Origin of the sequence: Paraburkholderia lebeckiae (assembly GCF_050436325.1) — a bacterium.
GTDB lineage: Bacteria > Pseudomonadota > Gammaproteobacteria > Burkholderiales > Burkholderiaceae > Paraburkholderia > Paraburkholderia tuberum.
This window is the reverse complement of sequence record NZ_JBNDLZ010000003.1, coordinates 2,137,055-2,151,831: the sequence shown is the minus strand read 5'-3', so window position 1 is coordinate 2,151,831 and position 14,777 is coordinate 2,137,055. Positions and strand designations below refer to the sequence as shown.

Annotated in this window: 14 protein-coding genes; 6 read left to right on the top strand and 8 right to left on the bottom strand. The window is 67.1% G+C overall.

What is annotated here, in order from left to right; genetic code table 11:
- Window positions 1-179 precede the first annotated feature (179 nt).
- Window positions 180-371, bottom strand: coding sequence for a hypothetical protein (locus tag OKW44_RS27835; protein WP_018418344.1), 192 nt, complete (start codon window positions 369-371; stop codon window positions 180-182).
- Window positions 372-564: 193 nt separating this feature from the next.
- Here OKW44_RS27835 and OKW44_RS27830 point away from each other — a divergent pair, with 193 nt between their 5' ends.
- Window positions 565-792, top strand: a complete 228-nt coding sequence (locus OKW44_RS27830; protein ID WP_018418343.1) for a hypothetical protein — start codon at window positions 565-567, stop codon at window positions 790-792.
- A gap of 30 nt (window positions 793-822) precedes the next feature.
- On the opposite strand, the gene hfq is transcribed toward OKW44_RS27830, so the two are convergent.
- Window positions 823-1,284, bottom strand: coding sequence for an RNA chaperone Hfq (gene hfq, locus OKW44_RS27825; protein ID WP_018418342.1), 462 nt, complete (start codon window positions 1,282-1,284; stop codon window positions 823-825).
- A 445-nt stretch (window positions 1,285-1,729) separates the two neighbouring features.
- Here hfq and OKW44_RS27820 point away from each other — a divergent pair, with 445 nt between their 5' ends.
- From OKW44_RS27820 to OKW44_RS27800, 5 genes are all read left to right on the top strand, one after another.
- The gene (locus OKW44_RS27820; protein WP_018418341.1) at window positions 1,730-1,867 is read left to right on the top strand and encodes a hypothetical protein; all 138 of its coding nucleotides are present in this window, start codon (window positions 1,730-1,732) and stop codon (window positions 1,865-1,867) included.
- A 26-nt stretch (window positions 1,868-1,893) separates the two neighbouring features.
- Entirely contained in the window at window positions 1,894-2,454 is a 561-nt protein-coding gene (locus tag OKW44_RS27815) for a sigma-70 family RNA polymerase sigma factor (RefSeq protein ID WP_018418340.1), read from the top strand.
- Window positions 2,454-3,362, top strand: coding sequence for an anti-sigma factor family protein (locus OKW44_RS27810; RefSeq protein WP_018418339.1), 909 nt, complete (start codon window positions 2,454-2,456; stop codon window positions 3,360-3,362). Before OKW44_RS27815 ends, OKW44_RS27810 begins: the two co-directional genes overlap by 1 nt.
- Before the next feature lie 100 nt (window positions 3,363-3,462).
- Window positions 3,463-5,040: an FAD-binding oxidoreductase gene (locus tag OKW44_RS27805; RefSeq protein WP_018418338.1), complete on the top strand. Its 1,578-nt coding sequence runs from the start codon at window positions 3,463-3,465 to the stop codon at window positions 5,038-5,040.
- 60 nt (window positions 5,041-5,100) lie between these two features.
- Window positions 5,101-5,532 (top strand): hypothetical protein, encoded by a 432-nt coding sequence (locus OKW44_RS27800; protein ID WP_018418337.1) that lies wholly within the window; start codon window positions 5,101-5,103, stop codon window positions 5,530-5,532.
- On the opposite strand, the gene OKW44_RS27795 is transcribed toward OKW44_RS27800, so the two are convergent.
- The 6 genes from OKW44_RS27795 to OKW44_RS27770 all read right to left on the bottom strand — a co-directional run bounded on the left by OKW44_RS27795 (window position 5,529) and on the right by OKW44_RS27770 (window position 14,759).
- Window positions 5,529-6,467 carry a DUF1571 domain-containing protein gene (locus OKW44_RS27795; protein WP_018418336.1) on the bottom strand — a complete coding sequence of 313 codons (939 nt, stop codon included), beginning with the start codon at window positions 6,465-6,467 and terminating at the stop codon, window positions 5,529-5,531. The genes OKW44_RS27800 and OKW44_RS27795 overlap by 4 nt on opposite strands.
- A gap of 97 nt (window positions 6,468-6,564) precedes the next feature.
- Entirely contained in the window at window positions 6,565-8,352 is a 1,788-nt protein-coding gene (locus OKW44_RS27790) for an AMP-binding protein (protein WP_018418335.1), read from the bottom strand.
- A 37-nt stretch (window positions 8,353-8,389) separates the two neighbouring features.
- The gene (locus OKW44_RS27785) at window positions 8,390-9,691 is read right to left on the bottom strand and encodes an acetyl-CoA C-acetyltransferase (protein WP_018418334.1); all 1,302 of its coding nucleotides are present in this window, start codon (window positions 9,689-9,691) and stop codon (window positions 8,390-8,392) included.
- Window positions 9,692-9,750: 59 nt separating this feature from the next.
- Entirely contained in the window at window positions 9,751-10,686 is a 936-nt protein-coding gene (locus OKW44_RS27780) for a MaoC/PaaZ C-terminal domain-containing protein (protein ID WP_018418333.1), read from the bottom strand.
- Between the two features lie 14 nt (window positions 10,687-10,700).
- On the bottom strand, window positions 10,701-12,116 hold the full coding sequence (locus OKW44_RS27775) for a 3-oxoacyl-ACP reductase (protein ID WP_018418332.1): 1,416 nt from the start codon (window positions 12,114-12,116) through the stop codon (window positions 10,701-10,703).
- Between the two features lie 144 nt (window positions 12,117-12,260).
- Window positions 12,261-14,759 carry an acyl-CoA dehydrogenase gene (locus OKW44_RS27770; protein WP_018418331.1) on the bottom strand — a complete coding sequence of 833 codons (2,499 nt, stop codon included), beginning with the start codon at window positions 14,757-14,759 and terminating at the stop codon, window positions 12,261-12,263.
- Window positions 14,760-14,777 lie beyond the last annotated feature (18 nt).

Below are 14,777 nucleotides of genomic sequence, written 5' to 3'. Positions count from 1 at the left end.
TCGTCCGCGGGCGTTACCGTTGTTGTGTTTGATCGGTGCTTTCCGCACCCCGCCAACCCGCGCATCGCACGTTTACCGCCGGACTTTTCGGCATTTGCACTCGGCATTTTCGCGAGCCCCTGACGGCTCGTTGCCGTGTCGTTGTGCGCCGCCGTCGTACGACGCAAGACGACGCGACTTCAATGCCGCTTGCGCGTATCCGCTTGCGTTTTGCGCATCCGTTCGCGAGACGGCTGCGTCACGTCGACGGCGACCGGATCGCTGGCGGGAAAGCTTTCCATCAGCGCTTCGTCGAGCCGCGTATCGGCGGACGTCGGGGGCGTCCGGCGCGTGCGCGCCGGTCGGGAGGCATGCTGGTTTTTGCTGGTCATGGCGCGCTCCATCGGTAGAGGGTCAATCATTCAGCATAGCGCATCGCGGCTATCGGCGAACGACCGCCGGGTGGCGCAGGCGCGTCGTTTAAAACCGCCCGGCATCGATTCGTTCTCCGGGTGTCCCGGCCGCGCTCGAACTGCGCTTGAGCCGCGGACGACACCTCGACCAATCCATCACACAGCGAACCAGATGAACGGGAAAAAGCCGGCGGGCACGCGACGAGTGCTCGCAGCCCACGTCGCGGAAGCCGAACTGGAACACCTGAATTGGGCGACGCGGCAACCGACGCTGCACCTGTTCGACGCCGGCTACTGGCGGCGCCGCGTGCTGGCGGTCGAGGGGAGATTCGAGCTGACCGAGCGTCAGCTGACCCAACTGGAGAAAATTCTGCGGCACCTCGGTCCGTCCACGGAGTAGCGAGGCGCGGCCGTTACCGCTTCTTCGTATTTATTCCTGATTGCCGCCGGGGCTACCGCCGCCGTGATTGCCGCTTTCGCCGCCGGTGCCGAACAGACGCCGCCGCCGCGTGACGACCACGGGACCTTCGGAGTTGCCGCTACGCTCGCTCGGCGCGCGTTCCGCCGACGGCGCGCCGTACGATTCACGCCCTTCACGCGGCTCGCGATGTTCGCGCGAACCATGCGGACCGCGCGCGCCATGTTCGCCATGTGACGTTCGGCCCGTGCGTGGCGCCGGCCGCGTGCCGGTGTCGAGCTGGATCGTGGAGATCGCGCGCTTGTAGATGCCTTGCAGGCCAACCGGCGTGCGCAGCATCACCAGGTACTGATCGAACGACTCGATGCATCCGGTCAGGCGGATGCCGTTGACCAGATAGATCTCGACGCGCTTTCGTTCCTTGCGCGCAGCGTTCATGAAGTCGTTTTGCGGATGCGATTCTGCGGAAGCCATGGACAATTCAGGTTAGATAGACGGTGGTTCGCCGCGATTTTACCCTTTCTACCCTATGCGGGGGCAGAACGCGTCGACGGGGCGGACTTTGTCCACTATAACGACTTGTGAGCACATAAGCATCCGATAACGCGGGACTGTAACGTTGAGTTACGAATCTGCTGGTCAATGTCGTCTTCTTCCGGTCTCTCCAGGCATTGACGGCATGGTTGGCGGAAAAGGAAGAACATAGGGGCATGTTGCGCGACCACGCCGGCGGCGTCGAAGCGCCGCGAAAAAGCCCGGAGAAACAGCGCAGCGAAACAGCGCCACGACGGCGGTGGAATAAACCACGCGATCGCGGCGTTAAGTCCAGTATGGCAGTACCGCATTCCGCGGCTGCCGCCCGCCGCGCCGGTCGGTCGATCGGTCGATCGCGTGCCGGGCATCTGCCAGGAGGTTCACCATGAAAGTATCCCGTATTCTGTCAGCGCTCTTCGTCCTGCTCGCGCTCGCGTGCGGCTCCCTCGCGCACGCGGCCGATACCGACAACGCCGCGTCGGGTTCGAGCAACAACAGCAACAGCAGCGGCGGCGGCTACTAACGCCGCGACCGAGCCTGGCACGCCGGGTGACATTCGAAGCGGAAGTGATCGCGTGGTTGCCCCAGCTGCGCCGCTATGCGCGCGCACTGACGGGCGACCGCGCCTGGGCCGACGATCTCGTGCAGGATACGGCGGAGCGCGCGCTTGCGCGCTGGTCGGCATTCCGGCCGAACAGCAACCTGCGCGCGTGGCTGCTGACGATCCTGCGGCATCTGTACATCGACCAGTTGCGCGGGCGCCGCGAGATCGCCGTCGACGACGAAAGCGCGCCGTGGCGCAATCTCGAGGCGCCGCACGGCGAGGTCGACGGTCTGGTGCTGCGCGACGTGCAGCGCGCGCTGTACTGCCTGCCGCTCGAGCAGCGTGAGGTGCTGCTGCTGGTGTGCGTCGAGGAGCTGTCGTACCAGGAGGCATCGAGCGCGCTGGGGGTGCCGATCGGTACGGTGATGTCGCGGCTGTCGCGCGCGCGCGAGCATATGCGCACGTTGCTGTGCGAGGAACCCCCAGGGCCGATGCACGGACCGCAGCCCCGTGCGCCGCGGGCGGCGCAAACAGTCGCGCCGCTGAAAGTGGTGAGAAACCGATAATGAACAACGACGACTCCGATTCCGGCTTGCATGACGAGCTCGATCTACGCGCGCTGTCGGCCTATGTCGATGGCGAATTGCCGGAAGAGCAGCAAGCCGCGATCGAAATGCAGCTTCGCCAGCACCCGCAGGCCACCGCGCGCGTGGCCGCGTGGCGCGCGCAGAAGGCGGCGCTGCGGGCGCTATGCGGCGTGCCGGACAGCGATGCGCTGCAAGCGCAAGCAGGGCAGGGGGCCGACGATCGGCAGCAAGCCGCTGAATCCGGCGAGCGAAGCTATGCAGGCGGCCAGCCCACGGAGGCGGAGGAGCCGGCTTTTATCGTCGTGCGTCGGACGCGGCCGTGGTGGCAGCGTGCGGGTCTCGCCGCCTGCTGGCTCGCGGCCGGCGCCGGGCTCGCGCTGGCCCTCGGTCCGCTCGCGCCGCGGCTGACCGGCGGCGCGTGGAGCGGCTTCGGCGCACAGCCGGCCGGTTTTGCGCAGCGCGCGGATGTCGCGTACGCGGTGTACTCGCCGGAGCGGCGTCATCCGGTCGAAGTCGCCGCGAGCGAAGAGGCGCATCTGATCAGCTGGCTGTCGAAGCGGCTGAATCGTCCGCTGTCGGTGCCGTCGCTGCAGGAGTATGGCTATTCGCTGGTGGGCGGCCGGCTGTTGCCCGGCGAGGCTGGGCCGGCTGCGCAGTTCATGTACGAGAACCAGGCCGGCGCGCGCCTGACGCTGTACGTGACCGGCGTCACGCGCGACGAAACCGCGTTCCGCCTGTTTCGCGACGGCAACCGCCGCACCTTCTACTGGATCAGCGACGGCATGGGCTACGCGCTGTCTGGCGCGATCGCGGAAGGCACGCTGCGCGAAATCGCGCTCGACGTGTGCAGCGCGCTCGGTGGTAAGCCCGAGACGTGGCAGCAGTAGCGGGCGGGCGGTAGCGTGTCGTCATGGCAGTCAGCGGCGACGCACGCATAGCTGCCCGCGCGACTGCACCTGCGGGTTACCCGACCGACAAGGAGACGCCTTGCCCCAGACGCTGCCGCCCAACCTGTCCCCCGCGCAGTTCGACCGCGCGCTCGCCGGCTGGCGCGCGATCGTCGGTGAAGCGCATGTGCTGCGGTCCGACGCCGGCCTCGCCGCCTATGGCGATCCGTTCGCCCCTGGCGAGCCGGGGGCGTTTGTCGCGAGCGCCGCGCTGCTGCCCGCGTCGGTCGATGAAATCCGCGCGGTGCTGCGCATCGCCAATCAGTACCGGATTCCGCTGTGGACTGTGTCGACCGGGCGCAACTTCGCGTACGGCGGCGCGGCGCCGCGTCTCAGCGGCTCGGTCGTGCTCGACTTGCAGCGCATGAACCGCATCCTCGAAGTCAACGAAACGCTCGCCTACGCGCTGGTCGAACCGGGCGTCAGCTATTTCGATCTGTACGCGCATCTGCGCGACAAGGGCTACAAGCTGTGGGTCGATCCACCGGCTGCCGGCTGGGGCAGCGTGGTCGGCAACACGCTGGAGCGCGGCTTCGGCTATACCGACTACGGCGATCACGCGGCGGCCCAATGCGGGATGGAGGTCGTGCTCGCCAACGGCGACGTGCTGCGCACCGGCATGGGCGGCGTCGAGATCGGCACCGCGTGGCAGCTGTATCAGCCGGGCTACGGGCCCTCGTTCGATGCGATGTTCATGCAGTCGAACTACGGCATCGTGACGAAGCTCGGCGTGTGGCTGATGCCCGCGCCGCCCGCGTATCTGCTCGGCGAAATCCAGTTTCGTCGCGAGGCCGATCTGGAGGAGATCGTCGAGATTCTGCGGCCGTTGCGGCTCGACGGCACGATCCGCAATCACGCGGTGATCGAGGGCGGATTGCGGCGCGCGGCGAGCCTGTCGCCACGCCGGCAGTGGTATGACGGCGCGGGCGCGATGCCCGGGAGCGCGGTGCAGGCGATGCTCGACAAACTCGACGTCGGGCGATGGAACCTGCATTTCGCGCTGTACGGCACGCCCGAGTTGATCGACGCGCGCTACGCGCTGATCGAGCGCGCGTTCGCGCGGGTGCGAGAGGCGCGGCTCACGGCGGCGCGCTATGCGGGCGATGCTCTGCCGACGGGCGGCGGCGATCGCAACATGGCCGGCATTCCCGCGATGACCGCGTTTCGCATGCTCGACTGGCGCGGCGGCGCGGGCGCGCACGTCGACTTCGCGCCGATCTGTCCGGCGACCGGGCGCGACGCGATGCGCCAGTACACGATGGTGAAAGCGCGTGCCGCCGAATACGGCTTCGACTACTACGGTGGCTTCACCGCGGGCGCGCGGCATCTGCATCATATTTTCGCGGCGATTTTCGATCGCGACGACGCGAACCAGGTGGAGCAGGCCGGCGCGCTGCTGCGCTCGCTGATGAGCGACGCGCGCGCGGCCGGCTACGGCGAATATCGCGCGCATCTCGCGTACATGGATTTCGCGGCCGCGCAATACAGCTTCAACGACGGTGCGTCGCTGCGCTTTGCCGAAACGCTGAAGGATGCGCTCGATCCGAACGGCATTCTCGCGCCGGGCAAGCAGGGCATCTGGCCGGCGGCATGGCGCGACCGGCGGGGGTACACGTGAACGACACGTGCGGACACGCACGGCAGACCGAAGCGCAAACAGAACGGAACGTACACGCCAATGGATCGACGCACTTTCATGCTCACCGGTGCATGCCTCGCGACGGCCGCGGGCGGCGCATGGCCGTGGCTCGCGCAAGCCGCCGCGTGCGCGGACGATGCGCGCGCGTTCGCGATCGTCGACTCGACGCTCGAATGCGGCGCGTCGTTCGCACGCTATGCCGCGCATCTTCGGTTGCCGACCTTCGAAACCGGCGACGATGCGGGCGCGCTCTGGTTCACCACACTTGCGCCACTGCTCGACGATGGGCGGACCCCGCACGCGATGCTCGCGCTGATCGGCTTCACGCGCGCGTCCGATTACTTCGTCCTGCAACACCTCGCGCTTCGCACGGGACGCTTCGTCGAGCATCGTCACGAAGCGCGCGAGGGGCTGCATGCGCAACCCGCCCACGTGGCCTTCGCACTGACGCCGCGCAGCGCGCGCGGCTAAAACTTGTAGTCCTTGTTCTTCGGATCGAAGGTCGAATCGTCGAATGTCCTCGGCGTGATGCTCTCGAACACGATCTGCTCGAAAATCTTGCCGTCGTTGTCGTAAGACTGGACGCTGCGAAAGAACGGATGACGCAGATCGAGCCCGAGCGTTTCCCTTTTCGCGTAGAACTGTGGCTGACCGACCGGTGTTTCGAACGTGAACGCGACGACGCGCACACCGTCGATCGTCTTCACTGCGATCTGCACCGAACGCGGCAAGCCGGCCTCGGTGTACTTTTTTCCTTCGCTCAGGTATTGATCGGCAACGTACTCGGTGCCGAGATCGCGCACGCTGTGATTCGATTGCGAGCGTGCGAGCGTGCCGGTCAGCGACGTCCACAACGGCATCACGTTCATGATGCCGCCGAGGTGGCCGTAGGTTTCGTCGCTACGTTTCGATTCGTCGTAGATGATTTCCTGGCCCGCGTGCGCGCCGTCGGGCAGCCACTTCGCGTAGATGCGCAGCGGGTCGTGCGCGACGCGCACCAGCATGTGATCGGGCTGGTCGGGCCAGATGCCGCGAATGCGCTCGGAGCGCGACATCGTGAACTCGTACGACGGGTAGTCGTTCGGCCCTTCCTTGATATAGCGCGGCAGCGTCAGCGGATCGAGCGACTGGAACAGCGCGACCAGTTGCGCGTCGTCGAGCTTTTCGAGCGTGCCGCTTTGCTGCGCGGCGCGCAGCCATTTGACCTGCTGGTCGAGCGTCAGCTTGCCGACCTGCGCGGCCGGCGTGGTGGGCGGCTTGACGGCGCTCGCGGTGTTGAGCGGGGGCGGGCGGTCGTCGTTCTGCGCGAAGGCCGTCGGCACCGACAGCAGGCCGACCGCGACGAGCAGCGCACCCGGCAAGCGATGTCGCAGCCGATGCGAATGGGCGGACATGCGGTGCTTCATGAATTTCTCCAGAAAGTGACGCGGCCGCTCATGCAACATGCAAGGCAATAACGCGAAGCAACAAAGCAATAACGCTTTGAAGCAACGCTTATTCCCGTCAGGCAGACTTCTGTTTCGCGAGTTCCTCGTCGCGCAACGCACGGCGCAGAATTTTGCCGACGTTGGTTTGCGGCAGCTCGTCGCGGAATTCGACGAGCTTCGGCACCTTGTAGCCAGTCAGATTCTTGCGGCAGTACGCAATCACCTGCTCGGCGGTCAGTGCCGGCGTGCGCCGCACGATGAACACCTTCACGCGCTCGCCCTGCTCGGGGTCGGGCACGCCGATCGCGGCGACTTCGCGCACTTCCGGATGCGCGGCGATCACGTCCTCGATTTCGTTCGGATACACGTTGAAGCCCGACACGAGGATCATGTCCTTCTTGCGATCGATCAGACGGATAAAGCCGCGCGAGTCCATCACGCCGATGTCGCCGGTCGCGAGCCAGCCGTCGTCGTCGATCACCTTCGCGGTTTCGTCGGGGCGGTTCCAGTAGCCCTTCATGACCTGCGGGCCCTTCACGCACAGCTCGCCCGCCTCGCCGATATTGGCCCAGCCGCCGTCGTCTTTCCTGAAGCGCACCTGCGTGGACGGCGCGGGCAAGCCGATCGAGCCCTCGAAGTCGCGCAGATTGGTCAGATCGACCGGATTCATCGAGACGATCGGCGAGCACTCGGTGAGTCCGTAGCCCTCGACGATCGGCTTGCCCGTCACCGCCTTGAAGCGCTCGGCGACGGCTTTCTGCGTCGCCATGCCGCCCGCCATCGCGAGCTTCAGGTCCGAGAAGTCGCGCCGACAGAATTCCTCGTTGTCGAGGAACGCGTTATAGAGCGTGTTGACCGCGGTCATGCCGGTGAATTTTTCGTGACGGATGATCATCATCACGCGCTTCATGTCGCGCGGATTCGCGATCAGGATGTTGCGCCCGCCGAGCCCCATGAAGATCAGCGCATTCACGGTCAGCGAGTAGATGTGATAAAGCGGCAGCGGCGTGAGCACCGTTTCGCCCTCGCCGGACAGCTGCCCCGCGGCCCACGCCTTCGCCTGCAACAGATTGGCGAGGATGTTCCGGTGCGTGAGCATCGCGCCTTTCGCGACGCCGGTCGTGCCGCCCGTGTATTGCAGGAACGCGATGTCTTCGTGGGTCGCGCGCACCGGTGTGTGCGGCCGCGCATAACCGGCCGAAAGCGCTTTCAGGAGCGGCACCGACTGCGGCAGCTTGTAGGCGGGCACCATCTTTTTCACGTGACGCAGCATGAAATTGAGCAGGTGTCCCTTCAGGTTCGCGCCGTCGGCGAGCAGATCGCCGAGCCCGGTCACGATCACGTTGCGCACCTTGGTGCCCGGCAACGCATCTTCGAGCGTCTTCGCGAAGTTCTCGAACACGACGATCGTCTGCGCGCCGCTGTCCTTTAGCTGGTGCGCGAGTTCGCGCACCGTGTAGAGCGGATTCACGTTGACGACCACGGCACCCGCCTTGATCGTGCCGAACAGCGCGACCGGATACTGGAAGGTGTTCGGCAGCATGATCGCGACGCGCTCGCCCGGCTCCACGCCGATGCTTTGCAGGTACGCCGCGAACGCACTCGCCTTGCGGCCCAGCTCGCCGTACGTCAGGTTCGCGCCGACGCTGACGTACGCGACGCGCTCGCGGAACCGCGCGGTGCATTCGTCGAAGAACTGGTCGATCGACTCGTATTGCGTGACGTCGATGTCGCGCGGCACGTCGTCCGGATAGGACGCGTACCAGATGCCGTCGGTGTTCGGAGCGGGGTGGGGCACCGGGTTTTGACGAGGCGTGCCGCCTGCGTCCGGCACGTGCAGCGGGGCTTGGGTGGGCTCGGTCATCGGTTGCCTCCTGAAAATATTGGTATGCGCTGCCGCGCTAGCGTTCCAGAATCGCGACGACCCCCTGGCCGCCCGCCGCGCAGATCGAGATCAGCCCGCGTGCGCTGCCGGCCGGTTTGTCGAGTTGCGCCAGCATCTTCGCGAGCGCGGCGACGATACGTCCGCCCGTCGCCGCAAACGGATGGCCGGTCGCGAGCGAACCGCCGTTCACGTTGAGCCTGGTGCGGTCGATCGCACCGAGCGCGCCGGCGAGGCCAAGCTGCGTGCGGCAATATTCGTCATCCTGCCATGCCGCGAGCGTGCACAACACCTGGGCCGCGAACGCTTCGTGGATTTCGTAGAAATCGAAGTCCTGCAACGTGAGACCGGCGCGCGCGAGCATGCGCGGCACCGCGTAGGCGGGCGCCATCAGAAGGCCTTCCTGCTTGTCGAAAAAGTCGACCGCCGCGGTTTCCGACCAGCTCAGATACGCGAGCACGGGCAAGCCGCGCTCGGCCGCCCACGCTTCGCTCGCGAGCAGTACCGCGGATGCGCCATCGGTCAGCGGCGTCGAGTTGCCGGCGGTCAGCGTGCCCGCGTCGCGGTCGAACACGGGCTTCAGGTTCGAAAGCTTTTCGAGCGACAGGTCGGCGCGCAGGTTGTTGTCGCGCGCGAGGCCTTTGTACGGCGTCATCAGATCGTTGACGAAGCCGCGCGCGTACGCATCGGCGAGCTTGCGATGGCTCTCGTACGCGAGCACGTCCTGCGCCTCGCGCGAGATGTTCCAGCGCTTGGCCATCAGCTCGCAATGCTCGCCCATCGACAGCCCCGTGCGGGGCTCGCCGTTGCGCGGCAACAGCGGCTTGAACAACATGCCGGGCCGCAGCCTGCTGAACGCGGCGAGACGCTGACCGGTCGTCTTGCCGCGATTCGCTTCGAGCAGGATCTCGCGCATGCGCTCGTTGACGCCGATCGGGGCGTCGGACGTGGTATCGACGCCGCCCGCGATGCCCGCGTCGATCTGCCCAAGCGCGATCTTGTTGGCGACGAGAATCGCGGCTTCGAGGCCGGTGCCGCAGGCCTGCTGCACGTCGTAGGCGGGCGTTTCCTTCGCGAGCGTGGTGGACAGCACGGACTCGCGCGTCAGGTTAAAGTCGCGCGAATGCTTGATGACGGCGCCCGCCGCGACTTCGCCGAGACGCACGCCGTGCAGGTCATATTGATCGATCAGCCCTTGCAGTGTGAAGGTCAGCATGTCCTGATTCGATGCGCTCGCGTACGCGGTGTTCGAGCGGGCAAACGGAATCCGGTTGCCCCCGATGACGGCGACGCGGCGCACGGCAGGTTGCGGGTGGGACATGCTCGGCTCCTTTGTGTCGTTCCCAGATTATTGGTCGATGCGAACGGCGCGCTCGCGGTTCACAGCAGCCGCCACTGCATGCGCCCGCGCAAATGCGGCTTTTCCCCGGCGATATCGCGCACCTCGAGATCGCGCTCGATCAGCGAAGGCGATGCGCTCCACAGCGACGCTTCGCCCGGCAGCAGCATCGGCACCCTGAACTCGGCGCTGAGTGTCGCTTCGGCGAGCGGCTTCGGCGGCTGCAGCGACGACGCCGCGCGCGCGAGCGTCCACATGCCATGCGCGATCGCGCGCGGAAAACCGAACGCCTTTGCCGACAGCGCGCTGATGTGGATCGGGTTGTAGTCGCCGGACACGCTCGCGTAGTCGCGGCCCAATTGCGGCGCGAGTTGCCAGCGCGCGATCCGTTGCAGCGCATCGGGGCCGAGCGTCAACGCTTCGAGCGGATGGCCGAGCGCCGGCACCGCGCGCTTCAGATAGATGCTGTCGCCGTCCCACACCGCCTCGCCGCGCCGATAGATGCGCGTATGCACGACGAACGCCTGACCTCTGTCGTGACGCAGTAGCGCGCCGAATTCGACCTCGATGCGCAGCAGGTCCTTGTAGGCGAGCGGGCGGCGCAACCGCACATGATTGGCCAGATGCACGAGACCGAGCGCGGGCCACGGAAACGCGGGGTCGGTCAGCATCAGCAGATGCAGCGGAAACGCGAGCAGGTGCGGGTAGGTCAGCGGCACGCCGTGCTCGGGAATGAAGCCGCACACGCGCGCATAGCGCCACACGGGGCCGGGCTCGAGCACGACGGCGGGGCGCACGAGCCGCAACGGCGGCAGCCGCGTGTCGCGGCCGCGCTTGACGATCCCCGTCAGCGCGCGCCCGTACAGCTTTGCCGGCGCGGGCAGCGTTTCGATGACGACGGTTTTCGGCCGCGTGCCGTCGCCGCCCGGCGCGGGCGCAAGCTGACGGCTGCCGAACGGATCACGCGGTTCGTTCATACCCATGCTCCCGTTCAGGCGCCAATCACGCTTTGACCGCACACGCGCACGACCTGCCCCGTCACGCCGGCCGAGCCCGGATGAGCGAGCCATGCGATGGTCTGCGCGACGTCGACGGGCTGGCCGCCCTGGCTCATCGAGTTCATGCGGCGGCCCGCCTCGCGGATCGCGAGCGGAATCTTCGCGGTCATCTGCGTTTCGATGAAGCCGGGCGCGACCGCGTTGATCGTGATGCCGCGCGCGCGCAGTGGCGGCGCCATGCTCTGCACCCGGCCGATCACGCCAGCCTTAGACGTGGCGTAGTTGGTCTGGCCGGGATTGCCCGCGATGCCGCTGATCGACGACACCGCGACGATGCGCCCGCCATCGCGCAAGATGCCGCCCGCGAGCAGCGCGTCGTCGATGCGTTCCTGCGCGCTCAGGTTGATGTCGATTACGCTTTGCCAGACGGCGTCGGTCATCTTCGCGATGGTCTTGTCCTTCGTGATGCCGGCGTTGTGCACGACGATGTCGACGCCGAGCTCGTCGAGCGCGGCGGCGATCTGCGCGGGCGCTTCGGGCGCGGCGATGTCGAACGCGAGCGGGCTGCCGTTCAGCCGCCGCATCGTCGCATCGAGCGCGTCGCGCGCGGACGGAATGTCGAGGCCGATCACATGCGCGCCCTCGGCCGCGAGCACGCTCGCGATCGCCGCGCCGATGCCGCGGGCCGCGCCCGTGACCAGCGCGCGCCGGCCGGCGAGCGGCTGGCGCCAGTCGAACGCGGGCGCGTCGTGCGGCAGCGCGCCATGTGCCGCGATCCGCACCACCTGACCGGACACATAGGCCGAGCGCGGCGACAGGAAAAAGCGCAGCGTCGCCTCGATGGCGTTTTCAGCGCTTTCCTCCACGTACACGAGATTCGCGGTGATGCCGCGCCGCGCTTCCTTGCCGAGCGAGCGCACGAGCCCTTCGAGCGCGCGCTGGGCAGTCCACTGACGCGGGCTCGCGCAGGCCTCGGGCGGCCGGCCCAGCACGACGATGCGCCCACACTTGCCGAGCGAGCGCAGCGTGTCGTGGAAAAAGCCGTGCAGCGGTTCGAGCAGGCTGCTGTCGTCGATACCGCTCGCGTCGAACATCAACGCGGCAAGCTTGCCCGGCGCACCGGCTTCGGCCGGCTCGAAGCGGCCGGTCATCAGGCCGTGGCGATGGGCGAGCGGCACCCAGAGCCCGGCGCTTTCGTGCGCGACGCTCGTCATGCCGATGGTGGCGATCAGATTCGCGAGCGCGTCGAACAGGCGCGGCTCGCGGCCCGCGCCGATCGCGATCAGTCCGTCGAACTCGGGCCGGTCCGCGCGATAGCGTCGCAGCACCTCGGGCTTCGGCAGCCCGAGCGAGCGCGCGAGACGGCCGCCGAACGGCGAGTTGACGAACTTCAGGTAGGAGTCGTTCATGTTATCGGTTGCTCCGCTGGACGCGCCGCAGGCAGCCCCGTGATTTTCAGGGGCGCCGGACGTGTGTCAGTGTGCCTTGAGTTGCGTGACTCGGGTACGGTTTGCCGCGCCGGGTCGGTAGTTTTTTCTGCGTGAGCGCGGGCATCAGGCCACCAGCTCCAGCGCCTTTTCGAGCGCCTGCTTGCGCTGTTGCAAGCTCGCGAGCAGGTCGAAGTCGGCGGGGAAATCGTCGACCTTGACGACCTGCGCGCCGTAGCGCGCGTAGTCGTCGAGCACGCGCCGCTCGTCCGCGTCGACGAGGCCCTGGCGTTGCGCCGCATCGGTCCATGCGGCGAACTGCGGCAGGCTCTGCGGCAGCGGTTCGAGCAGACCTTGCTTCACCGCCTCGCGCAGCTTCTGCTCGATCCGCGTGAACTGCGGATTGAGCGCGAACGCAAGCTCGCCATAGCCGAGCGCATCGACGTCGGGGTGCGGCACGTACGAGTCGGCGACGAGCCGCTCGCGCGCCGGGCCGGGCGTTTGCATCAGTTCGGCGATCTCGCTGCCGAGCCGGTCCGACGGCTCGCGATGCGGCAGGCCGAACGGGAATGCGAGCACACGCACGAGCGTCGCGGCGACCCGGTTCGGGTAGTTCGCGAGCACGCCGTCGAGCGCGCGCTGGGCCTTGTACAGCGCATCCTCGACACCCCACCGCACGAGCGGCAGGTCGTCGTGCTGTTGGCCTTCGTCCTCGAAACGCTTCAGCGTCGCCGAGATCAGGAACAGCTGCGACACTACGTCCCCGAGGCGTCCCGAGATGCGTTCGCGACGCTTCAGATCGCCGCCGAGCACGAACATCGACACGTCGGCGAGCAACGCGAACACGGTCGACAGACGCGTCGCCGCGCGATAGTACGCATGGAGCGGCGCATACGCGCGGCGCGGCTTCGCGATCAGCGCGCCGCCGCTCAGCCCATACACGGCGCTGCGCACCACGTTCGACACCGTGAAATTCAGGTGGCCGAAGAACGCCGCGTCGAACTCGCGCAAGGCTTTCGCGCGATCGGGCTCGCGCGTTGCCGTCATTTCCTTCAACACGTACGGATGGCAGCGAATCGCGCCCTGGCCAAAGATGATCAGACAGCGCGTCAGAATGTTCGCGCCTTCGACGGTGATCGAGATCGGCAGTTGCTGATACACGCGCGCCAGAAAGTTCGACGGCCCCATGCAAATACCCTTGCCCGCGACGACGTCCATGCCGTCGTTGATGACCATGCGCGCGCGCTCGGTGATGTGATATTTGGCGATCGCCGAAATGACGGACGGCTTTTCGCCGAGGTCGACCGCCTGCGCGGACAGGCGGCGCGCGGCGTCCATCACATACAGGTTGCCGCCCATGCGGCCGAGCGCTTCCTGCACGCCCTCGAACTTGCCGACGGCGGTGCGGAACTGGCGCCGAATCGCGGCATATGCGCCGGTGCCGCGCACCGCGAGCTTCGCCATCCCGACGTTCGACGACGGCAGCGAGATCGCGCGGCCCGCCGCCAGACACTCCATCAGCATGCGCCAGCCGTTGCCGACCTGGGCGCGTCCGCCGATCACCCAGTCGAGCGGAATGAACACGTCCTTGCCCGAGTTCGGGCCGTTCTGGAACACCGCGTTCAACGGCCAGTGACGGCGGCCGATGTCGACGCCAGGGTGGTCGGTCGGAATCAGCGCGCAGGTGATGCCGGGTTCGTCGTTCGCGCCGAGCAGATGGTCGGGGTCGAGCGCGCGGAACGCGAGGCCGAGTACGGTCGCGATCGGCCCGAGCGTGATGTACCGCTTGTCCCACGTGACGCGAAAGCCGAGCGTTTCGCGGCCTTCGTGCAGGCCCTGGCAAGCGATGCCGACATCGGGAATCGCGGCGGCGTCGGACCCGGCATACGGGCTCGTCAGCGCGAAGCAGGGGAGTTCCTCGCCGCGCGCGAGACGCGGCAGATAGTAGTTCTTCTGCGCGTCGGTGCCGTAGTGCATCAGCAACTCGGCCGGGCCGAGCGAGTTCGGCACCATCACCGACACGGCCGCGGCCGAGCAGCGCGTCGCGAGCTTCATGATCACCTGCGAATGCGCGTACGCGGAGAACTGTTTGCCGCCGTACTGCTTCGGAATGATCATGCCGAGAAAGCCGTGCTGCTTGATGAACTGCCACGTTTGCGGCGACAGGTCCTGCCAGACCATCGTGGTTTCCCAGTCGTTCGCGAGCGCGCACAGCTGCTCGCATTCGACGTCGAGGAACGCCTGTTCTTCGGCGCTGAGCATGGCCGGGCCATAGCCGAGCAGCGTGTCCCAGTGCGGGCGGCCCGAGAATAGCTCCGCGTCCCACCAGACCGTGCCCGCCTCGATCGCGTCGCGCTCGGTCGGCGACATCTGCGGCAGGATCTTGCGGAACCTGTCGAGCACCGGTCTCGCGAGCCATGCGCGGCGCAGCGGTTTGATCGTCAGCACGAGGGCGGGGAGTACGAACACGATCGCGAGCAGTGTCGTCAGCAGCGGGCCGGCCGCGCCGCTCATGTGCGCGGCGGCGACCCAGACGATCAGCGCCGCGAGCCACCATGAGGCGCGGGCCTGAACGTAGACGAGAGCGAATGCGGCGATGACGAGCGCCAGGATGAACCACGGCATGACGTTTCCTCCTCTGTG

Excerpts from the sequence above, each read along its gene's own strand:
- OKW44_RS27835 (WP_018418344.1), bottom strand. The coding sequence starts at position 371 with ATGACCAGCAAAAACCAGCATGCCTCCCGACCGGCGCGCACGCGCCGG.
- OKW44_RS27830 (WP_018418343.1), top strand. The coding sequence starts at position 565 with ATGAACGGGAAAAAGCCGGCGGGCACGCGACGAGTGCTCGCAGCCCAC.
- hfq (WP_018418342.1), bottom strand. The coding sequence starts at position 1,284 with ATGGCTTCCGCAGAATCGCATCCGCAAAACGACTTCATGAACGCTGCG.
- OKW44_RS27820 (WP_018418341.1), top strand. The coding sequence starts at position 1,730 with ATGAAAGTATCCCGTATTCTGTCAGCGCTCTTCGTCCTGCTCGCGCTC.
- OKW44_RS27810 (WP_018418339.1), top strand. The coding sequence starts at position 2,454 with ATGAACAACGACGACTCCGATTCCGGCTTGCATGACGAGCTCGATCTA.
- OKW44_RS27800 (WP_018418337.1), top strand. The coding sequence starts at position 5,101 with ATGGATCGACGCACTTTCATGCTCACCGGTGCATGCCTCGCGACGGCC.
- OKW44_RS27795 (WP_018418336.1), bottom strand. The coding sequence starts at position 6,467 with ATGAAGCACCGCATGTCCGCCCATTCGCATCGGCTGCGACATCGCTTG.
- OKW44_RS27790 (WP_018418335.1), bottom strand. The coding sequence starts at position 8,352 with ATGACCGAGCCCACCCAAGCCCCGCTGCACGTGCCGGACGCAGGCGGC.
- OKW44_RS27785 (WP_018418334.1), bottom strand. The coding sequence starts at position 9,691 with ATGTCCCACCCGCAACCTGCCGTGCGCCGCGTCGCCGTCATCGGGGGC.
- OKW44_RS27780 (WP_018418333.1), bottom strand. The coding sequence starts at position 10,686 with ATGAACGAACCGCGTGATCCGTTCGGCAGCCGTCAGCTTGCGCCCGCG.
- OKW44_RS27775 (WP_018418332.1), bottom strand. The coding sequence starts at position 12,116 with ATGAACGACTCCTACCTGAAGTTCGTCAACTCGCCGTTCGGCGGCCGT.
- OKW44_RS27770 (WP_018418331.1), bottom strand. The coding sequence starts at position 14,759 with ATGCCGTGGTTCATCCTGGCGCTCGTCATCGCCGCATTCGCTCTCGTC.